Source organism: Comamonas sp. SY3, assembly GCF_041730275.1.
Lineage (GTDB): Bacteria > Pseudomonadota > Gammaproteobacteria > Burkholderiales > Burkholderiaceae_C > Comamonas > Comamonas sediminis.
In genome coordinates this window covers 172770-195113 of the sequence record NZ_JBGTYN010000003.1, presented here as the reverse complement: position 1 = coordinate 195113, position 22344 = coordinate 172770, and the positions used below count along the sequence as shown (strand labels likewise).

Annotated in this window: 22 protein-coding genes and 1 pseudogene; 18 read left to right on the top strand and 5 right to left on the bottom strand. The window is 64.9% G+C overall.

From position 1 onward, the window contains the following. The first annotated feature begins 11 nt into the window (after window positions 1-11). From ACCQ08_RS05805 to ACCQ08_RS05765, 9 genes are all read left to right on the top strand, one after another. On the top strand, window positions 12-1046 hold the full coding sequence (locus ACCQ08_RS05805; RefSeq protein WP_239809898.1) for an ABC transporter substrate-binding protein: 1035 nt from the start codon (window positions 12-14) through the stop codon (window positions 1044-1046). 106 nt (window positions 1047-1152) lie between these two features. Further along, window positions 1153-2205: an ABC transporter ATP-binding protein gene (locus tag ACCQ08_RS05800; RefSeq protein ID WP_373449179.1), complete on the top strand. Its 1053-nt coding sequence runs from the start codon at window positions 1153-1155 to the stop codon at window positions 2203-2205. Window positions 2206-2230: 25 nt separating this feature from the next. Continuing rightward, window positions 2231-3061, top strand: coding sequence for an ABC transporter permease (locus ACCQ08_RS05795; RefSeq protein ID WP_312412202.1), 831 nt, complete (start codon window positions 2231-2233; stop codon window positions 3059-3061). Between the two features lie 3 nt (window positions 3062-3064). Continuing rightward, entirely contained in the window at window positions 3065-3859 is a 795-nt protein-coding gene (locus ACCQ08_RS05790) for an ABC transporter permease (RefSeq protein WP_230780082.1), read from the top strand. 9 nt (window positions 3860-3868) lie between these two features. Further along, a complete protein-coding gene (locus ACCQ08_RS05785; RefSeq protein WP_373449178.1) occupies window positions 3869-5011 on the top strand; it encodes an NAD(P)/FAD-dependent oxidoreductase in 1143 nt (380 codons plus the stop codon). Further along, window positions 5001-5342 (top strand): (2Fe-2S)-binding protein, encoded by a 342-nt coding sequence (locus ACCQ08_RS05780; protein ID WP_312412130.1) that lies wholly within the window; start codon window positions 5001-5003, stop codon window positions 5340-5342. Before ACCQ08_RS05785 ends, ACCQ08_RS05780 begins: the two co-directional genes overlap by 11 nt. Then, window positions 5335-6732: an FAD-dependent oxidoreductase gene (locus ACCQ08_RS05775; RefSeq protein ID WP_373449177.1), complete on the top strand. Its 1398-nt coding sequence runs from the start codon at window positions 5335-5337 to the stop codon at window positions 6730-6732. Before ACCQ08_RS05780 ends, ACCQ08_RS05775 begins: the two co-directional genes overlap by 8 nt. A gap of 1 nt (window position 6733) precedes the next feature. Further along, entirely contained in the window at window positions 6734-7873 is a 1140-nt protein-coding gene (locus ACCQ08_RS05770; RefSeq protein WP_373449176.1) for an NAD(P)/FAD-dependent oxidoreductase, read from the top strand. 38 nt (window positions 7874-7911) lie between these two features. Next, complete coding sequence (locus tag ACCQ08_RS05765) at window positions 7912-8268, top strand: RidA family protein (protein WP_373449175.1); 357 nt, start codon at window positions 7912-7914, stop codon at window positions 8266-8268. A gap of 66 nt (window positions 8269-8334) precedes the next feature. On the opposite strand, the gene ACCQ08_RS05760 is transcribed toward ACCQ08_RS05765, so the two are convergent. Together ACCQ08_RS05760 and ACCQ08_RS05755 are read right to left on the bottom strand one after the other, a co-directional pair. After that, window positions 8335-9030, bottom strand: coding sequence for a glutathione S-transferase N-terminal domain-containing protein (locus ACCQ08_RS05760; protein ID WP_239809892.1), 696 nt, complete (start codon window positions 9028-9030; stop codon window positions 8335-8337). An 86-nt stretch (window positions 9031-9116) separates the two neighbouring features. After that, on the bottom strand, window positions 9117-9677 hold the full coding sequence (locus ACCQ08_RS05755) for a DUF1439 domain-containing protein (RefSeq protein ID WP_373449174.1): 561 nt from the start codon (window positions 9675-9677) through the stop codon (window positions 9117-9119). 348 nt (window positions 9678-10025) lie between these two features. Here ACCQ08_RS05755 and ACCQ08_RS05750 point away from each other — a divergent pair, with 348 nt between their 5' ends. The 8 genes from ACCQ08_RS05750 (at window position 10026) to ACCQ08_RS05715 (ending at window position 19539) form a co-directional block, all read left to right on the top strand. Next, complete coding sequence (locus ACCQ08_RS05750; protein ID WP_312412118.1) at window positions 10026-11639, top strand: ABC transporter substrate-binding protein; 1614 nt, start codon at window positions 10026-10028, stop codon at window positions 11637-11639. A gap of 130 nt (window positions 11640-11769) precedes the next feature. Next, window positions 11770-13386, top strand: coding sequence for an ABC transporter substrate-binding protein (locus ACCQ08_RS05745; protein ID WP_239812798.1), 1617 nt, complete (start codon window positions 11770-11772; stop codon window positions 13384-13386). A 178-nt stretch (window positions 13387-13564) separates the two neighbouring features. After that, window positions 13565-14539 (top strand): ABC transporter permease, encoded by a 975-nt coding sequence (locus ACCQ08_RS05740; protein WP_239809889.1) that lies wholly within the window; start codon window positions 13565-13567, stop codon window positions 14537-14539. Beyond that, a complete protein-coding gene (locus ACCQ08_RS05735; protein ID WP_239812797.1) occupies window positions 14539-15465 on the top strand; it encodes an ABC transporter permease in 927 nt (308 codons plus the stop codon). The genes ACCQ08_RS05740 and ACCQ08_RS05735 overlap by 1 nt, the downstream gene beginning before the upstream one ends. Further along, window positions 15465-16442: an ABC transporter ATP-binding protein gene (locus tag ACCQ08_RS05730; protein ID WP_373449173.1), complete on the top strand. Its 978-nt coding sequence runs from the start codon at window positions 15465-15467 to the stop codon at window positions 16440-16442. Before ACCQ08_RS05735 ends, ACCQ08_RS05730 begins: the two co-directional genes overlap by 1 nt. Next, window positions 16439-17443, top strand: coding sequence for an ABC transporter ATP-binding protein (locus tag ACCQ08_RS05725; protein ID WP_373449172.1), 1005 nt, complete (start codon window positions 16439-16441; stop codon window positions 17441-17443). Before ACCQ08_RS05730 ends, ACCQ08_RS05725 begins: the two co-directional genes overlap by 4 nt. 31 nt (window positions 17444-17474) lie before the next feature. Beyond that, a complete protein-coding gene (locus ACCQ08_RS05720) occupies window positions 17475-18353 on the top strand; it encodes an alpha/beta hydrolase (protein WP_373449171.1) in 879 nt (292 codons plus the stop codon). A 40-nt stretch (window positions 18354-18393) separates the two neighbouring features. Beyond that, window positions 18394-19539, top strand: coding sequence for a M20 family metallopeptidase (locus ACCQ08_RS05715; RefSeq protein ID WP_239809885.1), 1146 nt, complete (start codon window positions 18394-18396; stop codon window positions 19537-19539). A 26-nt stretch (window positions 19540-19565) separates the two neighbouring features. Here the strand turns inward: ACCQ08_RS05715 and ACCQ08_RS05710 are convergent, their stop codons facing one another. Continuing rightward, entirely contained in the window at window positions 19566-20045 is a 480-nt protein-coding gene (locus ACCQ08_RS05710; protein WP_373449170.1) for an RDD family protein, read from the bottom strand. Window positions 20046-20158: 113 nt separating this feature from the next. On the opposite strand from ACCQ08_RS05710, the gene ACCQ08_RS05705 reads away from it, so the two are divergent. Then, the gene (locus tag ACCQ08_RS05705; protein ID WP_373449169.1) at window positions 20159-20995 is read left to right on the top strand and encodes a DUF4261 domain-containing protein; all 837 of its coding nucleotides are present in this window, start codon (window positions 20159-20161) and stop codon (window positions 20993-20995) included. A 155-nt stretch (window positions 20996-21150) separates the two neighbouring features. Here ACCQ08_RS05705 and map read toward each other — a convergent pair whose 3' ends face one another. Together map and ACCQ08_RS05695 are read right to left on the bottom strand one after the other, a co-directional pair. Further along, window positions 21151-21945 carry a type I methionyl aminopeptidase gene (map, locus tag ACCQ08_RS05700; RefSeq protein ID WP_373449168.1) on the bottom strand — a complete coding sequence of 265 codons (795 nt, stop codon included), beginning with the start codon at window positions 21943-21945 and terminating at the stop codon, window positions 21151-21153. Next, a pseudogene (locus tag ACCQ08_RS05695) lies at window positions 21942-22176 on the bottom strand (ParD-like family protein). Before ACCQ08_RS05695 ends, map begins: the two are co-directional and overlap by 4 nt. Window positions 22177-22344: the final 168 nt, after the last annotated feature.

The window sequence follows — 22344 nt, the reverse complement described above, 5'->3', positions numbered from 1 at the left end:
AGGTAATTTCGATGACTGCATCCCGTCTGGCTCTCTCCCTGGCCGCAGCCTTTGCTGCCACCGCTGGCATCGCCCATGCTGAAGACATTTATGTCGGTGGTTATGGCGGCTCTACCGAGACCGCCTTCAAGCAAAAGATCATTCCGGCCTATGAGAAGCTGACCGGCAACAAGGTCATCTACGTGCCCGGCAACTCCACCGACACCCTCGCCAAGCTGCAGGCCGAAAAGAACAACCCGCAGTACGACGTGGCGCTGATGGACGACGGCCCGATGGAGCAGGCGGTGCAGTTCGGTTTCTGCGGCGACATCGAGGCCGCACCGGTCTACAACGACCTCTACCCGATGGCCAAGACGGCGGGCAACAAGTCGCTGAACCTGGGAGTCATCGCCACGGGCCTGTTCTACAACGAAGAGGCCTTCAAGAAGGCCGGCTGGGCCGCTCCCAGTTCGTGGAACGACCTCAAGGACAAGAAGTTCAAGAGCAAGACCGTGATCCCGCCGATCAACAACGGCTACGGTCTGCAGACCCTGCTGATGTTTGCCGAAATGAACGGTGGCGGCGCCAACAACATCGACCCCGGCTTCCAGGCGCTGATCAAGGAGGTGGGCCCGAATGTGCTGGCCTGGGAACCATCGCCGGGCAAGATGACCGAGCTGTTCCAGAACGGCGATGCCGTCATCGGCGTCTGGGGCAGCGGCCGTGTCAAGGCGCTGGCCGATACTGGCTTTCCGGTGAAGTTCGTCTACCCCAAGGAAGGCGCGTTTGCGCTGTTCACCTCCGTCTGCCCTGTGGCCAAGAAGCAGCCCAAGGCGGGCGCGCAGAAGTTCGTGCAGTTCCTCTACACCCCTGAGGCGCAAACCGCGCTGGCCGAGACCCAGGCCTGGGGCCCCATGAACAGCAAGGTCAAGCTCGACGACAAGGTCGCCAAGCAAGTGCCTTACGGCCCCGAGCAGATCGCCCAGTTGAAGACCGTGGACTACAAGATCGTCAACGTCAAGCGCTCGGAGTGGACCAACCGCTGGAACCGAACCGTCGAACGTTAAACCTTCATCCCTGGCCTCCTTGCCAGGACGCCAGGGATAGGCGCTAACGCAGTCATACACAGGCCCTGCCGGCGCCCCACGCGGGCTGCAGGCCCCGGAGTTTCACATGAGTTTTCTACGTATCGAGGGCCTCGCCAAGAGGTTCGGGGATTTTGTTGCCGTCAAGGACTTCCACCTGGACGTCCATCGCGGGGAGTTTGTATCGCTGCTCGGCCCTTCGGGCTGCGGCAAGACGACCACGTTGCAGATGATTGCCGGCTTTCTGGACCCCAGCCAGGGCCGCATCGTGCTCGACGGCAAGGACATCACCCAGCTGCGCCCCGAGCAGCGCGGCATGGGCGTGGTGTTCCAGAGCTATGCGCTCTTCCCCCACATGACGGTGGAGCAGAACATCTCCTTCGGGCTGGAGATGCGCAAGCTCAGCCGCGAGGTGCAGCGCCAGCGCATCCAGGACGCGCTGGCGCTGGTGCGCCTGCATGGCCTCGGTGCCCGTTACCCGCGTGAACTCTCCGGCGGCCAGCGCCAGCGTGTGGCCATTGCCCGTGCGTTGGCGATCCAGCCCGAGGTGCTGCTGCTGGACGAACCCATGTCCAACCTGGACGCCAAGCTGCGCCAGGAAATGCATGTCGAGATGCGCGCCATCCAGCGCCAGCTGGGCATCACCACCATCCTGGTGACGCATGACCAGGTCGAGGCGATGACGATGAGCGACCGCATTGCGGTGATGCACAACGGCCAGATCGCCCAGGTCGATACGCCGCAGAACATCTACGACAAGCCGAGCTGCGACTTTGCCTCGGTGTTCCTGGGCAAGACCAACCGTTTCGAAGGTCAGGCCCAAAGCCGCGAGACCGTGAAGATTGCCGACATGGTGCTGGGCGCGCCCAGCCCGGTGGACAGCGGCCCGGTCTTGGTCTACCTGCGGCCCGAGCGCATCGCGGTGGCCCCGGCCGGCGAAGGCGGCCTGCCCGGCACGATCAAGACCTTGCTGTTCCTGGGCAGCCAGTGGGTGGTCAATGTCAGCACCGCGCTGGGCGACATCCACATCAGCCTGCCCAATGCACGCCGCGCCGCGCTGCATGAGGGCGATGAGGTGGGCCTGAACTGGTCGCCCGAGGATGTGCGCGTGCTGACCCAGCAGGAGGCCAGCCGTGGATAGCAAGAACCGCTGGAAACCCTGGGCCATGTCCGGGCCCGGTCTGCTGGTCTTTGTGACCATGCTGCTGGCGCCGCTGGCTTTGACGGCCATTCTGTCGCTGAATGTCTTCAATGGCATGGAAGGCATCCAGAAGGTCTATTCGCTGAAGAACTACCTGGAGATCTTCAGCGACAGCTACTACCTGGAGATCTTTGGCCGCACCGCGCTGATGTCGGCCATCGTCACCGTGCTGTGCGTGGTGCTGGGGGTGCCCGAGACCCTCATCATCTCCCGCATGCGGGGCCGCTGGCGTGGTGTGTTTCTGCTGATCATCCTGGCGCCGCTGCTGATCTCGGTGGTGGTGCGCACCCTGGGCTGGTCCATTCTGATGGGCAACAACGGCCTCATCAACAAGGGGCTGATGCTGTTCCACATCATCGATGAACCGCTGCGCCTGGCCTTCACGATGACCGGCGTGACCATCGCGATGGTGCATGTGATGGTGCCCTTCATGGTGATCTCCGTCTGGGCCTCGCTGCAAAAGCTCGATCCCCAGGTCGAGAACGCCGGCCTCTCGCTGGGTGCCAGCCCGCGCACCGTGTTCCGCCGTGTGGTGCTGCCCCAGCTGCTGCCGGGGATCCTCTCGGGCAGCATCATCGTCTTCGCGCTGTCGGCATCGGCCTTTGCCACGCCGGCACTGCTGGGCGGGCGCCGCCTCAAGGTGGTGGCCACGGCCGCCTACGACGAGTTCCTCAACACCCTGAACTGGCCCCTGGGCGCTGCCATTGCCGTGGTGCTGCTGGTCGCCAATGTCGTCATCATCGTGGGCTGCAATCGCTGGATCGAGCGCCGCTTCAAAGCTGTCTTCGAGGGTTGAGCCATGCAAAAAAACAGTCCTCTGGCGCTGGTCTACCACGCGCTGTTCATCACCTTCATCCTGGCGCCGCTGGCCGTCGTGGTGGCGGTGGCCTTTACCGACAAGGGCTTCATCTCCTTTCCCACCGATGGCCTGTCGCTGCGCTGGTTCCGGGCTATCCTCGACGCGACCGAGATCAAGTCGGCCTTCTGGTTCTCGGCCAAGCTGGGCCTGGCGTCGGCGTCGATCGCCATCGCGCTGGCGGTGCCCGCTGCGCTGGCCATTACCCGCTACCGCTTTGCCGGCCGCGAGGTGCTGATGGCCTTCTTCATGTCGCCGCTGATGATCCCCCACGTCGTGCTGGGTGCGGCTTTCCTGCGCTTTTTCAACATCGCCGGGCTGTCGGGCTCGTTCTTCTGGCTCATGTTCACCCATGTGATCTGCATCATGCCCTATGCGTTGCGTATGGTGCTGGCTGCGGCCACCGGCATGAACCGCGAGATCGAGCATGCCGGCCTGTCGCTGGGCGCATCGCGCAGCACCGTCTTCATGCGCATCACCGTGCCGATGCTGATGGCCGGTATTGCCGGCGGCTGGATGCTGTCCTTCATCCAGAGCTTTGACGAGCTGACCATGACGGTGTTTGTGGCCACCCCCGGCACGATGACCTTGCCGGTCGCCATGTACAACCACATCGCGCAGACCATCGACCCGCTGGTGACCTCGGTCTCCACCGTGCTGATCGTCGGCACGCTGGTACTGATGGTCATCCTGGACAAGCTGGTCGGCCTGGAGAAGGTCCTGATTGGCAAAGGTTGAGAGACAACAATGAACAACAACACACATAGCAGCGATGTCATTGTGATCGGCGGAGGCCTGGTGGGCAGTTCCGTGGCTTACGGGCTGCTGCGCCAGGGTCTGTCGGTCACGGTCCTCGATGGTGCGGACGACACGATTCGCCCTTCGCGCGGCAATTTCGGCCTGGTCTGGGTGCAGGGCAAGGGCCACGGCATGGCGGACTACGCCCGCTGGAGCTTTGGCTCGGCCCGCCAGTGGCCTGCGCTGCGCGATGAGCTGCAGGCGCAGACCGGCATCGACGTCGAGCTGATGCAGCCCGGCGGCCTGCACATCTGCCTGAGCGAGGAAGAGATGGCCCAGCGCGTGGCCAAGCTCCAGTGGCTGGAGTCCGAGGTGGGCGACCCCGGCTACCGCACGACGGTGCTGAGCCGCGATGAGGCCGCGCGGCACCTGCCGGGCCTGGGCCCGGAGGTCGCGGGCGCCACCTACTCGGCGATGGACGGCCACTGCAACCCCTTGAAGCTGCTGCGCGCGCTCTACAGTGCCAACATCGCCAACGGCGCACGCATCCACAACCGCATGCAGGTCAGTGCGATCCGGCAGGAAGGGGGCATCTTCCATGTCAGCGCGGGCGCGCAAGTGTGGCAGGCGCCGCGCATCGTGATTGCCGCCGGCCATGCCACGCAACAGCTGTCGGCGATGGTGGGCATGTTCGTGCCGGTGCGGCCCAACAAAGGCCAGGTCTTCATCACCGAGCGGGTGCAGCCTTTTTTGCCGCACCCCACCAACTATGTGCGCCAGACCGATGAGGGTACGGTGCAGATCGGCGACTCAATGGAAGAGCTGGGCTTTGACGACATGGTGCGCGTGCCGGTGAACGCCAGGATTGCGGCGCGCGCGGTCAAGTGCTTCCCGGCGCTGGCCAACGCCCGCGTGGTGCGTACCTGGGCCGCGCTGCGGGTGATGTCGCCCGATGGCTTCCCGATGTACCAGGAGTCCGAGAGCCACCCGGGCGCGTTTGCCGTGACCTGCCACAGCGGCGTCACCCTGGCGGCCCAACACGTCTTTTGCATCGCCCCCTGGGTGGCCACGGGCCTGCGGCCGGCCGCCATCGAGGCATTCCCGGCAACCCGATTTACGCCGGAAACGGAAGTGAAACCCTATGGCATCTAAAGCCCTTTTCAAATACCTCCCTGGCCACCAGGCCGGGGCCGCTGGCACGGTGTCGGTGCTGGTCAACGGCACCGTGGTGCGCATGTCGCCGGCCGCCAGCCTGGCCGCTGGGCTGTTGGCGGCCGGCATCACCGCGGTGCGCGTCTCGCCGGTGGGCCAGGGCGCCCGCGCGCCGTACTGCATGATGGGCGTGTGCTTTGAGTGCATGGTCGGTGTCAATGGCCGGCCCAACCAGCAGGCCTGCCTGATCACCCCCGCAGACGGCATGGAAGTGACCACCATGCAGGCGGCGCCCAGCCTGCTGGACGCGCAGGAGGCCAAGCATGTCTAACCCCGTTATCCCTTTGAACGACGCGCCCGGCCAGGTGCGCGATCTGGTCGTGATCGGCGCCGGCCCTGCCGGCATGGCCGCCGCGCTGGCGGCCCAGCGGCGCGGCCTCGATGTGCTGCTGCTCGACGAGCAACCCCAGGTGGGCGGCCAGATCTACCGCAGCATCACCGAGACCGATGGCCAGCGCGAGCGCATCCTGGGCGCGGACTATGTCTACGGCAAATCGCTGGCCGGGCAGGTCCGCGCCAGTGGCCTGGCGCACTGGGCGGGCGCATCGGTCTGGCAGATCGACCCCGACAAGACCGTGCATGTGCTGCGCCATGACCGCACCATCCGCATCGAGACCCGGTCGCTGGTGATCGCCACCGGCGCGATGGAGCGGCCCTTCCCGGTGCCGGGCTGGACCCTGCCCGGCGTGATGACCGCCGGCGCCGGCCAGATCCTGCTGAAGAACGCCGCCGTCGTGCCCCAGGTGCCGGTGGTGCTGGCCGGCTGCGGCCCCTTGCTCTATCTGCTGGCGGCGCAGTACCTGCGCGCCGGTGTGGACATCCGCGCGGTGCTCGACACCTCGGCGGGCACCGACTGGCGCTTGGCGATCCGCCATGCCTCGTCGCTGCTGGCCGGCTGGGGCTATGTGCGCAAGGGCCTGGGCCTGCTGCGCGAGATCAAGTCGGCCGGCATTCCCTTCTTCAAGGATGTGGGCGGCTTGCGCATCATGGGTGAAGATGCAGTGCGACAGGTCAGCTTTAGCAGCGCGGGCCGCGCCCAGCAGATCGATTGCGAACTGGTGCTGCTGCACCAGGGTGTGGTGCCCAACACCCAGGTGTCCTGGTCCTTGCGGGCCGAGCACCGCTGGGACGATGAACAGCTGTGCTGGGTGCCCGTGCTCGATGGCTGGGGCCAGACCAGCCTGCCCGGCATCTATATCGCCGGTGACGGCGCCGGCATTGGCGGCGCGCTGGTGGCCGAGCTGCAGGGTGCGTTGGCCGGCATAGCCGTGGCCAACAGCCTGGGCTTTGGTGCGAGCGAAGACGGTGCCCAGCAGCGAGCCCAGATTGCGCAGCACCTGCGCATCCGCCCCTTCCTGAACCAGCAGTACCGGCCCAAGGACGAGTTCCGCATCCCGGCCGACGAGGTCGTGGTCTGCCGCTGCGAAGAGGTGACCGCCGGCGCGATCCGCGAGCAGGTGCAGCTGGGCTGTGTGGGCCCGAACCAGACCAAGTCCTTCAGCCGCTGCGGCATGGGCCCCTGCCAGGGCCGCCAATGCGGTTTGACGGTGACCGAAATCATCGCCAGGGAAGCGAAGCTCTCGCCGCAGGACGTGGGCTACTACCGCATCCGCCCGCCGCTCAAGTCGCTGTCGCTGGCCCAGCTGGCCGCAGGCGTGTGACATGGTCTGCATAGCCAGCCCGGCATCGGGCAGCAGCGATGTGCTGGTGATCGGGGGCGGCCTGCAAGGCCTCTCCAGCGCCTTCCAGCTGGCCAAGGCAGGTTTGCGCGTGCGCCTGCTGGAGGCCGAGTACTGCGGCCGCCATGCCTCCGGCGTCAATGCCGGTGGCGTGCGCACCCTGGGCCGCCATGTGGCCGAGATTCCGCTGGCCTTGGCCGCGCGCGAGCAGCTCTGGCATGGCCTGGCCGACATCATCGGCAGCGACGGTGGTTTTGTGCCCTCGGGCCAGCTGCAGGTGGCCGAGAACGAGGCCGATGCCATCAAGGCCAAGGCACGCGTGGCCATGCTCAACGGCCTGGGCTTCTTCCATGAGCAATGGGTGGACCAGCAGCAGGTGCGCGAGCTGGTGCCCAGCATCTCGCCCCATGTGGTGGGCGGCATCTGGGCCGACCGCGATGGCTATGCGCTGCCCTACAAGGTGGCCACGGCCTACCGCCTGGCGGCAGAAAAACGGGGCGTGCAGATCGTCGAGCAGGCGCCGGTGCTGCGGGTGGACCACCAGAGCGGCATGTGGCAGGCCAGCACCGCGCAGGGCGCGTTCCATGCGCCCTGGCTGGTCAACACAGCGGGCGCCTGGGCGGCCGATTTTGCCGCGCAGGTGGGCGACCCGGTACCGATGGTGGCGGGCGGCCTGATGCTGATGGTGACCCAGCGCGTGGCCCCTTTCGTCAAACCCGTGCTGGGCGCGATGGGCCGGCCGCTGTCGTTCAAGCAGTTCGACAATGGCACGGTGGTGATTGGTGGCGGCCTGCGCTGCGAGGCCGATGCCAGCCAACGCCATGCGATGGTCGACCTCAACCGCATGCCCAAGAGCGCGCAGACGGTGATCGACCTGTTCCCGCATCTGCGCGATGTGAGCATTGCACGGGCCTGGACCGGTATCGAGGGCTTCATGCCCGACGAGATTCCGGTCATCAGCCCGAGTGCCGGGGCTGATAACCTCGTGCACGCCTTTGGCTTCTCTGCCCATGGCTTTGAGCTCAGTCCGATTACCGGCTGCATTGTGGCCGAGCTGGTGACCCAGGGCACCAGCACCTTGCCGATTTCGGCGTTTCGTGTGGACCGCTTTACCGCAGCCTAGCGGCGCGGCGGTCGTATTTTTATCTCAGGGAGTAAATGATGAGCAACGACATCCAACGTATCGACAGCAATGAACGCCTCAGCCGCATCGTTGTGCACGGCGGCGTGGTCTATGTGGCGGGCGTGACTGCGGGCGATATCTCGGGCGACATTGGCGCCCAGACCCGCGACGTGCTGGCCAAGATCGACGGCTACCTGCAGCAAGCCGGCACCAGCAAGTCGCGCCTGCTGACCGTGCAGATCTGGCTCAAGGACATCGACAAGGACTTCGCCAGCATGAACCAGGTCTGGGGCGAATGGGCCGACAAGGCCAACATGCCCACCCGCGCGACCTGCGAAGCCAAGCTGGCGCGTCCAGAGTTGCTGGTCGAAATCATCGTGAGCGCAGCCGTCTAAGCAACCGCCTGCAAAGCAAAATGCCAGCCCTCGGGCTGGCATTTTTTTGCTTAAAAACAAAGCAGATCAGGGGATCAGCAGACCGCGCTGAACGGCCGGACGCTGCAGCCAGTGGCTGAGCACGCGGCTGACTTCGGGGTACTGGCCCCAGCCGATCAGGGCCTCGGCGTTGTAGCGCACGATCATGTTGCGGATCCAGGGGAAGATGGCCATATCGGCAATCGTGTAGGTATCGCCGGCCACCCATTCCTTGCCCGCCAGGTGCTTGTTCAGCACGGTCAGCAGGCGCTTGGATTCGTCCACATAGCGGGTCAGCGGGCGCTTGTCCTCAAAATCCTTGCCGGCAAAGATGTTGAAGAACCCGACCTGGCCAAACATCGGGCCGATGCCGCCCATCTGGAACATCAGCCACTGCAGCGTCTCGTAGCGCAGCACCGGGTCCTGCGGCAGGAACATGCCGGTCTTCTCGGCCAGGTAAATCATGATGGCGCCGGACTCGAACAGTGCAATCGCCTGACCGCCCGGGCCGTTGGGGTCGATGATGGCCGGAATCTTGTTGTTCGGGAAGGTGCCGACAAACTCGGGCGAGGTCTGGTCGCTGCTCTCGAAGCTGATCTTGTGCACTTCATAGGGCATGCCCAGCTCTTCGAGCAGGATGGAGACTTTGACGCCATTGGGCGTGGGCAGCGAATACAGCTGCAGCAGGTCGGGCCGGGTGGCCGGCCATTTGCGGGTGATACTGAAATCGGCAAGGGTGCTCATGGGGGAATCTCCAGACGATAGGCAGGCGGTTGGCAGGTGTGCGCCCTGCCAGCAGCATAAAGCAGATTGTGCGCGGACCTGTCGGCCTACTTCGCGTCCTGGGGCTTCACAAATTCGATGCGCAGGCCTTCGGCGGTGACCTGGAAGGTGGCAGGCAGATCGGCCGCCTTGTCCAGCCGGTCGAGGTCTTCCTGGCGCAAGGTGTGCACGACCACATCCTCCATCGCATGCTCGGCTGCGCGGGGCGCATAGGCATGCAGCATCGCTTGCATGGCCTCGGGCAGGCCGTTCATCTGCAGCGACTGGACCTGCACCTGGGTGGCGCGCAGGCTGTGGTCGGCGGGCGAGTAGCGCAGTGCAAAATCCAGCACCATCGTGCCATCGAGCCGGTGGGGCAGCACCTTGCCCGACATCTCGGCGCGCATCGTCGCCTGGATGCGGTTGGTCTCGGGCAGCAGCTGCAGGCTGGGCGCCTGCACATCGAGCTGCAACAGGCCGAGCAACGGATAGGAGCGGGGGAAGGACTTGGCCACAATGGTCTGCAGCTCGGCGGCAGACAGCGTGTAGCTCGGAGGGGCAAGCAAGGAGCAGGCGGCCAGCAGGCTGGCGGCGAGCAGGCTGGAGGCCAGAAAAAGGCGGCGGCGCATAGGGAGTGGAAAGCGTATTGGCAGAGGTCGGGTGGAGCGCATCGTACCTATCGGAGGCCGGGCGCTGTGCTGGATTTTCCCACCCACAGGGATCGCATTGTTGCGCAGCTTGCATAACATTGTGTGTTGCACGAACAATAAGCTTTGATTAATTCCCATCTCCTTGTTTTATTGGGGTAAATGCCCACTTTTCGCAGTCTGCGTGCGCGTGAGTCGATGTAATTTTCGTGTGAGAATTCGCAGGCTTTCCGGCTGCGGACGATGGCGCACGCGGGTGCGCCATCGTCCTGCCTTCCGGCTCGAAAGCGCTGCCTGCGGGCAGTGCTAGCCAAGATCCCAAGGACAGACATGAATTTCGCATTGAACAAGCGCGCCCTGGCGCTGGTGGGTGCCTCGCTCATTGGCGCAGCCCACGCCCAACACCTGACCATCGCCCTGGCCTCCGAGCCGACAGCGGCCGATCCCCACTACCACAAGATGACGACGAACGACTCGTTCTCGGCGCATGTCTATGACTCGCTGGTGGGCCGTACCGCGAGCATGGAGCTGGTGCCGTCGCTGGCCACCTCGTGGAAGAACCTGGACGACCTGACCTGGGAGTTCAAGCTGCGCAAGGATGTGAAGTTCTCCAACGGCGCGCCTTTCACGTCGCAGGACGTGCTGTTCACCATCTGCCGCACGTTGAACAACGAGACCAATGTCTCGCAGTCGTACATGGATACGACCAAGCTGATCACCGATGTGCAGACCCCCGATGACCTGACGGTGATCGTCAAGACCGCCGAGCCGGTGCCGCTGATCCCGGCCGAATTTGCACGCAACCTGCCCATCATCTCCAGCAGCATCGTCAAGCACGACAAGCTCAGGTTCGCGCCCAAGGAAGGCTGCGGCTACAAGGGCCCCTGGCCCACGGTGGCCGATTTCAACAGCGGCAAGATGGCCATCGGCACCGGCCCGTTCAAGCTCAAGTCCTATGTGAAGGGCAATGCCATCAACCTGGAGCGCAATGACGGCTACTGGGGCGCCAAGCCTGCCTGGCAGACCGTCAAGATGGTGGCCGTGCCCAATGCGGGCCCGCGCCTGACGGGTCTGATGTCCGGTGACTACGACCTGATCGAGAACCCGGCCGCCCGCGACCTGGCCCGCATCAAGGACGACAAGAAGCTGGCCTTTGTTGCCACGCCGTCGACCCGCCTGGTGTTCTTCCAGCCCGATATCGGCCGCGACAAGTCGCCGTTCGTGACCGCCCCCGATGGCAAGAACCCGCTGCAGGACCTGCGCGTGCGCAAGGCCATCAACATGGCGATCGACCGCAAGGCCATCGTGCAGCGCCTGATGGACGGCATGGCCACCCCCGCCTACCAGTACATGCCCGATGGCATGTTTGGCAGCGTGAAGGCCCCCGAGATCAAGTTCGACCCCGAAGGCGCTAAGAAGCTGCTGGCCGAAGCCGGCTACCCCAACGGCTTCGAGATGACCCTGTCGTCGACGAACGACCGCTACATGAACGATGCGCAGATTGCGCAAGCGGTCGCGCAGTACCTGACCCGCATCGGCATCAAGACCAAGGTCGATGCGATGACCGCGTCGATCTACTTCCCCAAGCGCGCCAAGCGTGAGTTCAGCTTCCCCATCGGCGGCTGGCCTTCGGAGAACGGCGAGGCCTCGGGCCTGTTCCAGCTGTGGGTGGCCAGCACCGATTCGCCCAAGGGCCTGGGCACCAGCAACTACGGTGCGTTCAGCAATGCCGAGTTCGACAAGGTCTACATTCCGGCTGCCAAAACGGTGGATCCGGTCAAGCGCAAGGCCATGCTGGAGCAGGCCACGCAGATCGCGCTGGACAACGTGCCGCTGATCCCGCTGCACTTTGAAAGCAGCATCTGGGCCTTCAAGAAAGAGCTGAGCTACGAAGGCCGCCGCGACCAGTACACGCTGGCAACGTCGGTCAAGCCGGCGAAGTAAGAGGGCGCTGAAGCAGCCGGGGGCGCAGTCCCCGGCCTGTGGATCGGATGGGTTGCTGTGGCATGGCATTTGCATGGCCTGACCGCAGAGGCTTTTCACCAAGGAGGAACGACCTGTGTCTATCAAGAAGATCTCGCGCCGCACACCCTTGTCGCTGGCCAGCCTGGCTGCGTTGGCCCTGCCTGCGGGCATGGCCGCCGCCCAGTCGCTGACCATCGGTCTCGCTTCCGAGCCCACCGCCGCTGACCCGCATTACCACAAGGTCACCACCAACGACGCGTTCTCGGCCCATGTCTTCGAGTCGCTGATCAACCGCAATGCGCAGATGGAGCTGGTCCCGGGCCTGGCCCAGTCCTGGCGCGCCATCGATGACAACACCTGGGAGCTGAAACTGCGCCAGGGTGTGAAGTTCTCCAATGGCGAGCCCTTCACCTCCAAGGATGTGCTGTTCACCTTGTGCCGCGTGCTGAACAACGAGACCAATGTTTCGCGCTCCTACATGGAGCCGGCCCAGAGCTTCAGCGATGTGCAGACGCCCGATGACTACACCGTCATCATCAAGAGCGAGCGGCCCATCCCGACGATGCCCAATGAGCTGGCGCGTTCGCTGCCCATCATCTGGAGCGGCATCGCCAAGTTCGACAAGCTGCGCTTTGCGCCCAAGGAAGGCTGCGGCGTCACCTCGCCCTGGCCCACGGTGGCTGATTTCAACACCGGCAAGCTGTCCATCGGCACGGGTCCGTACAAGCTCAAGTCCTATGTCAAGGGCACTGGCATCGAGTTGGAGCGCAATGAAGGCTACTGGGGCAGCAAACCGCACTGGAAGACGGTGAAGATGGTGCCCGTGCCCAATGCCGGCCCGCGCCTGACAGGCCTGATGTCCGGCGACTACGACATCATCGAAAGCCCCGCTGCGCGCGACCTGCCGCGCATCAAGGACAACAGCAAGCTCGACTTTGTTGCCACGCCATCGACCCGGCTGGTCTTCTTCCAGCCGGACGCGGGCCGCGCGCAAAGCCCGTTTGCCAAGGCCGCCGATGGCAAGAACCCGCTGCAGGACCTGCGTGTGCGCCAGGCCATCAACATGGCCATTGACCGCAAGGCGATCGTGCAGCGGCTGATGGATGGCATGGCCACCGTCGCCAACCAGTACATGCCCACCGGCATGTTCGGCAGCCTCGACCAGCCGACCGAGATCAAGTTCGATCCCGAAGGCGCCAAGAAGCTGCTGGCCGAGGCCGGCTACCCGCAAGGCTTCGAGCTGACCCTGACCACCACCAATGACCGCTATATCAACGACGGCCAGATTGCGCAGGCGGTGGCCCAGTACCTGACGCGGATCGGCATCAAGACCACGGTGGATGCGCAGGCGGCAGCCATCTATTTCCCCAAGCGCGCCAAGCGTGAGTTCAGTTTCGCGATCGGCGGCTGGCCCTCGGAGAACGGTGAGGCCTCGGGCCTGTTCCAGTACTGGGTGGCCACCACCGACAAGGACAAGGGCCTGGGCACCAGCAACTACGGCGGCTTTAGCCTGCCCGCGTTTGACCAGGTGTTTGTGCCGGCGATGTCGCAGATGGACGCGAACGCACGCAAGGCCGCCTACCAGCAGGCCACGCAGATTGCGCTGGCCAACGTACCGCTGATTCCGCTGCACTTCGAGAGCAGCATCTGGGCATTCAAGAAAGGGTTGAGCTACGAAGGCCGACGCGACCAGTACACGCTGGCCATGTCGGTCAAACCGAAATAGCAAGCTGATGCCACACCGGGCGCAACGCAAGGCCCGGTCCCTGGCATGGCCCGCATCCAGCTCCAGTGGTGGGGCCATGCGGGCTTTGTGATTTTGTACGCCCCCGATGAAAAGACTCCACAGAGGGCGACAACCATGCAGGTGACAGCGCATGGCATTCTAATTTTGAGGACGTAATGTGATCGTCTATATCCTGCGCCGCATGGTGCAAAGTTTTCTGGTGCTGCTGGCGGTCTCGCTGGTGGTGTTCATGGCGGTCTACGCGGTGGGCGACCCCATCGAGCTGCTGGTGAGCGCCGAGGCCAGCGATGCAGACCGCCAGGCGATGATCCAGCGCCTGGGCCTGGACCTGCCGGTCTGGCTGCAGTACTGGAGTTTTCTGACCCGCGCCTTCCAGGGTGACCTGGGCACCTCGTTTGTGCATGGCATTCCTGCGATCGAACTGATCGTGCAGCGCTTTCCGGCCACTTTCGAGCTGGTCGTGGTGGCCATTGGCCTGACCTGCCTGATCGGCATTCCGCTGGGCCTGGTGGCCGGCCTCTTCAACGACAAGCCACTGGGCCGCAGCCTGATGGGCGGCTCGGTGCTGGGCTTTTCGTTGCCCAACTTCTGGCAGGGCATGATGCTGATATTGATGTTCGCCGTCTGGTTGCAATGGCTGCCGTCGTCGGGCCGGGGTGACACGGTGAATGTGCTGGGTGTGCCGCTGTCGCTGTTCACCGCCGATGGCTGGAGCCATGTGATGCTGCCGGCCATCAACCTGGCGCTGGGCAATATCGCGCTGGTGCTGCGGCTTACGGCCACCGGCGTGATGGAGGCCAAGACCCAGGAGTATGTGAAGTTCGCGCGCGCCAAGGGCATCAGCGAGCGCCGCATCCTGACCCGCCACATCCTGCGCAACATCCTGATCCCCGTGGTCACCGTGATCGGCATGGAGTTCGGCACCCTGATCGCCTACTCGACTATCACCGAGACCGTCTTCGCCTGGCCCGGAATGGGCAAGCTTTTGATTGACAGCATCTACAAGCTCGACCGCCCGGTGGTGGTGGCCTATGTGATGCTGGTCACCTTCATCTTCGTGATGATCAACCTCCTGGTGGACCTGGCCTATGCCGTGCTGGATCCGCGCGTACAGCTGCAGGAGGCCCCATGATGCAGCCCGACAAATCCCTGATGACCATCGATCCCAGCAAGCGGGCCCAGCCCCTGCAAGACACGCCCCAGCGGCGTGCCATTCTGAAGAAACTGCGCAGCAAGCCCTCCGTCAAGGGCGCGGTGATTGCCCTCGTGCTGCTGCTGGCCGTGGTGCTGCTGGCGCCGTTTCTGTCGCCGCAAAACCCCTATGACCTGGGCGCGCTCGACCTGATGGACGGCCGCCTCAAGCCGATGTCCGAAGCCGCTTCGGGCATGACCTACTGGCTGGGTACCGACGACCAGGGCCGCGACATGCTCTCGGCCATTCTGCATGGCCTGCGCATCAGCCTGATGGTGGGCCTGAGCGCCGTGGTGCTCGCCACCATCATCGGCAGCCTGGTGGGCCTGGTCGCCGCCTATTTTGGCGGCTGGGTCGATACGGTGCTGATGCGCATCGTCGACTTCATCCTCGGCTTTCCCACCATCCTGGTGGCGCTGGTGCTGCTGGCCATTCTGGGCCGGGGCGTGGACAAGGTGGTGATTGCCATCGTGATGGTGCAGTGGGCGCATTACGCGCGCATCATGCGCGGCCGTGCCCTGCAGGAGCGCAAGAAGGAATACATCGAGGCGGCCAAGAACCTGGGCTTCCCCGGCTGGCGCATCATGACGCGCCACCTGCTGCCCAACTGCATGGGCCCGGTGATGGTGTTTGCCACCATCCAGATTGCCAATGCCATCGTGCTCGAAGCCACCCTGTCCTTCCTGGGCGTGGGGGTGCCGATCACCGAGCCCTCGCTGGGTCTGCTGATTGCCAACGGCTTTCAGTACCTGATGTCGGGTGACTACTGGATCAGCATGTTCCCCGGCCTGGCGCTGCTGGCCCTGATCCTGTCGATCAACCTGATCGGCGACCGCCTGCGTGAAGCTCTGGACCCGAGGAAGTAATGACGATCCCTTTGCTTGAAGTACAAGATCTGCAGACGGTGTTCCACACCGAAGAGGGCGCATGGCCCGCCGTCAGCGACATCGATATCCGCCTGGAGGCGGGTGAAATCCTGGGCCTGGTCGGTGAATCCGGCTCGGGCAAGTCGGTCACCGGCTTCTCCATCTTCGGCATGATCGATGCCCCCGGCGAAGTCACCCAGGGCAAGGTGCTGTTCAAGGGCCAGGACCTGCGCGCGCTGTCGGCCGAGTCCATGCGCCAGCTGCGCGGCGACCGCATCGCGATGATCTTCCAGGATCCGCTGATGACGCTCAACCCGGTGCTGCGCATCGAAGAGCAGATGCTCGAGGCCATCGACGCGCACCAGAAGCTGCCCAAGGCGCAGGCGCTGCAGCGCTGCGTGGAGGCGCTGGCGATGGTCGGCATCCCCGCGCCGGAGAAGCGCCTGCGCAGCTACCCGCATGAGTTCTCGGGCGGCATGCGCCAGCGCGTGGCGATTGCGATTGCGATGCTCAACCGCCCCGACCTGATCATCTGCGACGAGCCCACGACGGCGCTGGATGTCACCATCCAGGGCCAGATCCTCTACCGCATGCAGCAGATCTGCCAGGCCCAGGGCACGGCGCTGATCTGGATCACCCACGACCTGGGCGTGATCGCCGAGCTGGCCGACCGGGTGGCCGTGATGTATGGCGGCCGCATTGTCGAGACCGGCACCGTTGCCGAGGTGCTGGATGCCCCGCGCCACCCCTACACCCAGGGCCTGCTCAACTCGCTGCCCGCCCAGGCCACGCCAGGCGAGCGCCTGACGCAGATCAACGGCATGGCGCCCAGCCTGTCGGGCCGCGTGCCCGGCTGCGCCTTTGCGCCGCGCTGCGGCCGCGCCACCCCGCGTTGCGTTGATGAGCAGCCCCCCGTCACTACCATTCCCGGCCGCGCATTCCGCTGCTTTGTACCGCTGGAGGCACCTGCCGCATGACCGCGATGACCCCCCCTGTGATTGAACTGCGCGACGTGCACAAGCGCTTTGTCAGCGCGCCCGATCTGCTGCAGAAAATCGTCGGCGCCGTCGCCCGGCAGCCCGCGCAGACGCGCACCGTGCATGCCGTCAACGGCGTCAACCTGCAGATCGCCAAGGGCGAGGTGCTGGGCCTGGTGGGCGAATCCGGTTGCGGCAAGTCCACCTTGGGCCGCGTTGTGGCCGGCCTGCACCCTGCGACCGAAGGCCAGCTGCTTTACCAGGGCCAGGATGTGAGCCAGCTGGGCGGCCAGGACAAGCTGGCCTTCACCCTGGGCGTGCAAATAGTGTTCCAGGACCCGCAGGCCTCGCTCAACCCGCGCCAGAAGCTGCACCAGATTCTGGGCGAGGCACTGCATGTGCACAAGCTGGCCCCTGCGGCCGAGGTGCCCGCAAAGGTCGATGCCGCGCTGGCCGAAGTGGGCCTGGCCAGCGAGTACCGCGCCCGCCTGCCGCACCAGATATCGGGCGGCCAGCGCCAGCGCATCGGCATTGCCCGCGCGCTGATGGTGACGCCGGAGTTCCTGGTCTGCGACGAGCCGGTGGCCGCACTCGATGTGTCCATCCAGGCGCAGGTGATCAACCTGTTCATGGACCTGCGCGCCCAGCGCGGCCTGACCTACCTGTTCATCAGCCATGACCTGGGCGTGGTGCGCCACATCTCCGACAAGGTGGCCATCATGTACCTGGGCAAGATCGTCGAGATGGCGCCCACCGCCGAGATCTTTGGCCAGGCCCAGCACCCCTACACCCAGGCGCTGCTGGCCGAGGTGCCCGATGTGGGCCGGCGCAAGCGCGTGTTCACGCCGATCAAGGGCGAGATCCCTTCGCCGCTGAACCCGCCCTCGGGCTGCACCTTCCACCCGCGCTGCCCGCATGCGATGGAGCGCTGCAAGCAGGAAGTGCCACGCCTGCGCGAGACGGCAGCCGGCCATGTGACCGCCTGCCATTTGTTGGACTGACCGCCTGGACGGCTACAAGGAACACCACCGCATGGACTGGCAACGTTTTACCCGGCAGCACGGCCGTTTTGCCATCGACTGGCAAGCCGGTGACGGCGCGCTCTATCTGCCGATCACCCTGAACTGCTACCGCCCCGAAGGCGTGGCCGCCGATGCGCCGGTGGTGCTGGTGCAGCACGGCGTGCTGCGCAATGGCGACGACTACCGCGATTTCTGGATGCCCGCTGCGGACCGCTATGGCCTGCAGATCATCGCGCCGACCTTTGGCAACGCGCACTGGCCGGGGGTGGAGAGCTACAACAACGGCAGCGTCTGGAGCGAAGAGGGCGACCTGCAGCCGCGTGACTACTGGGCCTACCAGGCGGTAGTGAACCTGGCCCAGCAGCTGCGCGATGCCGGGGTGGTGCAGCAGCAGCCGCTCTACCTGTTTGGCCATTCGGCCGGCGGCCAGTTTGTGCACCGCCTGGTCAGCACCCTGGGCGCCGACGGTTTTGCCGGCGTGGCGGCGGGCAACCCGGGCTGGTACACCTTGCCCGATGCCCAGCACGACTTTCCGCAAGGCCTGGCCGGCATTGGCCTGGCCGATGGGGCGCTGTCCCGGCTGCTGCGCACCCCGCTGGTCATTTTGGCGGGCGACCGCGACACCGATACCCAGGACCCCAACCTGCCGGCCGAGCCCGCCGCGCTGCGCCAGGGCCCGCACCGCTTTGCCCGTGCCCGCCACTACTACGCTGCCGGCCTGCAGGCAGCGGCCCGGCTGGGCATGCCGCTGGCCTGGCAGCTGCATGAGGTCGCAGGCATCGGCCACGATGGCGAGGCCATGAGCCATGTCTGCGCCCATCTCTGGTTTGAAGGGCGCATGCCCGATGCGGACTGGCTGGCCCCCTGGGCCGGCCGCGTGACCGCCTGACTCCCAACGATCACTTTTCGACAAGACCCAAGGAACAAGGATGCAAGCAACAACGCAACAACTGGTGGACGGCATCTCGGAATGGATGCGCTGCGAATCGCCATCGAACAACCCCGCATCGATCGCCCGCATGGTCGAGATGATGCGCGCCCAGGCCGCAGCGGCGGGCCTGCGTGCCACGGTGATCGAGACCCAGGCCGAGGGCAAGCATGCGCCCGGCCCGGTGCTGCCCGTGCTGCACATCACCAACCGCGCCGAGGGCGATACCCGTGAAGGCCTGCTGATCCTGGGCCACGCGGACACCGTGCACCCCATCGGCATGCTGGCCGACAACCCGATCCGCATCGAAGGCGACCGCCTCTACGGCCCCGGCGGCTACGACATGAAGGCCGGCATCTACCTGGCGCTGACCGCACTGAGCGCGGTGGCCACGCCGGGTAGCACCCCGCTGCCGGTGGACCTGCTGATCGTGCCCGACGAGGAGACCGGCAGCCACGCATCGCGCAAGCACATCGAGGCCTTTGCCCGCCATGCCCGCTACTGCCTGGTGGCCGAGCCCGCACGCGCCAACGGTGGCCGCTGCGTGACCGCGCGCAAGGGCACCGGCATGCTGCGCCTGGGCGTCAAGGGCCTGGCATCGCACGCCGGCGTCGCCCATGACAAGGGCCGCAGCGCGATCCGCGAAATGGCGCACCAGATCCTGGCGCTGGAAGCGATGACCGACTACCAGCGCGGCGTGACCGTGAGCGTGGGCACCATCGAAGGCGGCACCACCACCAACACCGTGCCCGCCTTCTGCAAGTGCGTGGTCGATTTCCGCCTGCCCGATCTGCAGGCTGCCGATGAGCTGGTGGGCAAGATGCGCGCACTGCGCCCTGTCGGCGAAGGCCTGGCGCTGGATATCGATGTAGAGGTGAACCGCCCGCCAATGGTCAAGGACGCGCGCGCCGAAGCGCTGCTGGCCAAGGCCCAGCAATCGGCCCGCGAGGCCGGCTTTGCACTGGAAGAAGCGCCCCCTACCGGCGGCGGCAGCGATGCCAACTTCACCTCGGCCATGGGCGTGCCATCGCTGGACGGCCTGGGTGCCGACGGCGACGGCGCCCACACGGTGTACGAGCACATCCTGGTGTCGACTCTAGAGATGCGGGCGCGCTTCTGGCTGCACCTGCTGACCCACCTGGATTAAGACCAGGGGCTGGCCCCAGTTGCAGTTCAGTCGGGGTCGCGCGGCGATCCCTTGAACTGCACGGGCTGGGTGCGCCCACCCTTGCGGCGCACCACCACGGTGCCCGCGATCTTGTCGTGCCAGCCCTGCTTGCGCGGGTCAAAGGCCACCCAGATGAGGCCCAGGCAGAGCGGGATGATGGACACAAAATAGCCGAGGTAGCGGACGACAGATTGGCCCAGGCTCATCGCCTCGCCGGTCCCGGCATCCACAATCTCGGCCCCAATCAGCATCTTGCCTGGTGTGGCCCGCAGCTTGTGCCACAGCCAGATGCAGGCCACAGCGGGCAGCACCCAGCTGATCAGCACATCGGCCGGGCCCTGCACCAGGCCTTCCGCCATGAAGTACTCCCCGCCATAGATGGCCACTAGGGCCGGGGTGATGATGACGAGCAACACCACGGTGTCGATCAGGGCCGCACCGACGCGCGCCCAAAAGCCTACATATTCCAGATCGCTGTTGTCCATTTTTTGCTCCCACGGGATGGCGCCATCTTAGGCCGCGCAGGTAAAGCTTGCGTAAGCCGGACCTCGCGTAGCCATGGCAAGATGCGGCTTTCTCCACTGCCCGAGAGCGCACCATGGCACCCCCCGATTCCGAGCTCCGCATGGCCCCCGATATGTGGGCCTTTGAAGCGCTGTACGCCCAGCCGGCAATGCTGGATGGCGAAACCCTGCGCGCCGCACTGGCAGAGCGCCTGGGCGCGGTAGATCTGGTCGCAGACGGCGACACCATCTTGCTGGCGCTGCGCGACTACTGCGTGGACTACAGCGACAAAAAAGGGGTGCCCAGCGAGATCGCGATTATCCGCGCAGGTGAGGCTATGGACCCCACGGACTACGCCAGTGCGCTGGAGCAGACCTGGGACTGGCCCGAGAAAGAAAGCGCATTGGCCCAGTGCCAGCACTGCGTGCTCGTGAGCGAGTTCATGGGTAGAGGTCTTTCAGTGCCCGAGCGGCTGGAGATTCTGCAAGCGGTCATGCATGTGCTGATCGAGAACGGGGGCGTCACGGCGATCAGCCAGACCAATGCCGGCTGCCTGCTGAACCCGCAGCGCTACCTGCAGGCCCATGCCGAGGGCTTTGTCTACTACGGCGTCGTCAATGTGCGCTTTTTCAACATCAGCAACCGCCCCGGCGAGATGCTGATGGACAGCCTGGGCGGCGCCACCTTTGGCGTGCCCGATGTGCAGCTGCTGTTCTCCGAGTTGGACCCTGCCGAAGTCTCGCGCTTTGTGTTCAATACCAGCGTCTACCTGGTCGAGCAGGGCGACGTGATCGCCGACGGCCACACGGTGGCCGGCATCGATGGCCACAGCAAATGGGCCTGCAAGCACCTCGATGCGCTCGTCGAGCCGGAGCGGCTGGTGGTCGATATCGATCCACGGCCCACTGCTGAGGCCGACCAAGCGAACTGAGGTTTAGAGTCGCTAACACAACCCAGCAAACCGAAGGTTTGCGGTTGAGACTAGGCGTCCCCGACTAGGCGCCGAGCCGCAGGCAGTACAGTAGTACGACAAGGCTTGGCGCGGCCGGCCAGGCAACGACGTATCAAGGGTTGTGTTAGCGACTCTCAGACCGGTGCGTAGCTGCCGGTGCCGTTGGGCCAGGCCGTCAGCACCTCATGGCCATCGGGCGTCACCGCCACCATGTGCTCCCACTGCGCCGACAGCGAATGGTCCTGGGTCACGACGGTCCAGCCATCGGCCAAGGTCTTGACCTGGCGCTTGCCGGCATTGAGCATGGGCTCGATCGTGAACAGCATGCCGGGCTCCAGCACCAGGCCCTCGCCCGGGTTGCCGTAGTGCAGCACATTCGGGGCATCGTGGTAGGTCTGGCCAATGCCATGGCCGCAGAACTCGCGCACCACACCAAAGCCCGCGCCCTTGGCCACCGTCTCGATCGCATGGCCGATATCGCCCAGGGTGGCGCCCGGCCGCACCTGGGCAATGCCGGCACGCAGCGCCTCGTAGGTGGTCTCGACCAGGCGCTTGGCCAGAATGCTGGGCGTGCCGACTAAGTACATGCGGCTGGTGTCGCCAAACCAGCCATCCTTGATGACCGCCACATCGATGTTGACGATATCGCCCTTTCTCAGCACCCGGTCCTCGGACGGAATGCCGTGGCAGACGACATGGTTCACCGAGGTGAGGATGGTCTTGGGGTAGCCCTGGTAACCCAGATTGGCCGGCACCGCCTTTTGCACGTTCACGATGTAGTCGTGGCAGATGGCATCGAGCGCCGCGGTGCTGACCCCCGGCACCACATGGGGCGCAATCATCTCCAGCACCTCGGCCGCCAGCTGCGCCGCCTGGCGCGCACTGGCCAGCTCGCTGGCCGTATGCACAGGCGTGATGCGCTGCGTCATGCCGCCATCCTTGCCTTGGCCACCAGCGAATGGATATCCAGGCCGCCGTCCAGCTCCGCCTGCACCAGCACCTGGCAGATCGCGCGGTGGTCCAGATCAGGGTACATCTCGGCGAGCATGCCCACCCACCCGCATCCAGTGCTCGGCCTGCGCATTGATCGAACGGCTCAGCGCCGCGCCCGCGACCCGCAGGTTTTCATGCATCGGGTCGGAAATTTTGACGATGCCCATGGCTATCCTCTATAAAACATATTCGAATTGTATGTGTTTTATATATTTTTCGTTGACGCGCGGTCTGTGTGGCGCTGTCGGCAACGGCAGTAAAGATATATCTTTACAAAAACCGGCTTGAAATCTTTGATTGAAAGATATATCTTAGATGCATCTTAGTAAAGGAAC

Excerpts from the sequence above, each read along its gene's own strand:
- ACCQ08_RS05730 (WP_373449173.1), top strand. The coding sequence starts at position 15,465 with ATGACGATCCCTTTGCTTGAAGTACAAGATCTGCAGACGGTGTTCCAC.
- ACCQ08_RS05775 (WP_373449177.1), top strand. The coding sequence starts at position 5,335 with ATGTCTAACCCCGTTATCCCTTTGAACGACGCGCCCGGCCAGGTGCGC.
- ACCQ08_RS05720 (WP_373449171.1), top strand. The coding sequence starts at position 17,475 with ATGGACTGGCAACGTTTTACCCGGCAGCACGGCCGTTTTGCCATCGAC.
- ACCQ08_RS05800 (WP_373449179.1), top strand. The coding sequence starts at position 1,153 with ATGAGTTTTCTACGTATCGAGGGCCTCGCCAAGAGGTTCGGGGATTTT.
- ACCQ08_RS05770 (WP_373449176.1), top strand. The coding sequence starts at position 6,734 with ATGGTCTGCATAGCCAGCCCGGCATCGGGCAGCAGCGATGTGCTGGTG.
- ACCQ08_RS05780 (WP_312412130.1), top strand. The coding sequence starts at position 5,001 with ATGGCATCTAAAGCCCTTTTCAAATACCTCCCTGGCCACCAGGCCGGG.
- map (WP_373449168.1), bottom strand. The coding sequence starts at position 21,945 with ATGACGCAGCGCATCACGCCTGTGCATACGGCCAGCGAGCTGGCCAGT.
- ACCQ08_RS05750 (WP_312412118.1), top strand. The coding sequence starts at position 10,026 with ATGAATTTCGCATTGAACAAGCGCGCCCTGGCGCTGGTGGGTGCCTCG.
- ACCQ08_RS05765 (WP_373449175.1), top strand. The coding sequence starts at position 7,912 with ATGAGCAACGACATCCAACGTATCGACAGCAATGAACGCCTCAGCCGC.
- ACCQ08_RS05705 (WP_373449169.1), top strand. The coding sequence starts at position 20,159 with ATGGCACCCCCCGATTCCGAGCTCCGCATGGCCCCCGATATGTGGGCC.
- ACCQ08_RS05805 (WP_239809898.1), top strand. The coding sequence starts at position 12 with ATGACTGCATCCCGTCTGGCTCTCTCCCTGGCCGCAGCCTTTGCTGCC.
- ACCQ08_RS05790 (WP_230780082.1), top strand. The coding sequence starts at position 3,065 with ATGCAAAAAAACAGTCCTCTGGCGCTGGTCTACCACGCGCTGTTCATC.
- ACCQ08_RS05785 (WP_373449178.1), top strand. The coding sequence starts at position 3,869 with ATGAACAACAACACACATAGCAGCGATGTCATTGTGATCGGCGGAGGC.
- ACCQ08_RS05725 (WP_373449172.1), top strand. The coding sequence starts at position 16,439 with ATGACCGCGATGACCCCCCCTGTGATTGAACTGCGCGACGTGCACAAG.
- ACCQ08_RS05795 (WP_312412202.1), top strand. The coding sequence starts at position 2,231 with ATGTCCGGGCCCGGTCTGCTGGTCTTTGTGACCATGCTGCTGGCGCCG.
- ACCQ08_RS05710 (WP_373449170.1), bottom strand. The coding sequence starts at position 20,045 with ATGGACAACAGCGATCTGGAATATGTAGGCTTTTGGGCGCGCGTCGGT.
- ACCQ08_RS05715 (WP_239809885.1), top strand. The coding sequence starts at position 18,394 with ATGCAAGCAACAACGCAACAACTGGTGGACGGCATCTCGGAATGGATG.
- ACCQ08_RS05735 (WP_239812797.1), top strand. The coding sequence starts at position 14,539 with ATGCAGCCCGACAAATCCCTGATGACCATCGATCCCAGCAAGCGGGCC.
- ACCQ08_RS05755 (WP_373449174.1), bottom strand. The coding sequence starts at position 9,677 with ATGCGCCGCCGCCTTTTTCTGGCCTCCAGCCTGCTCGCCGCCAGCCTG.
- ACCQ08_RS05760 (WP_239809892.1), bottom strand. The coding sequence starts at position 9,030 with ATGAGCACCCTTGCCGATTTCAGTATCACCCGCAAATGGCCGGCCACC.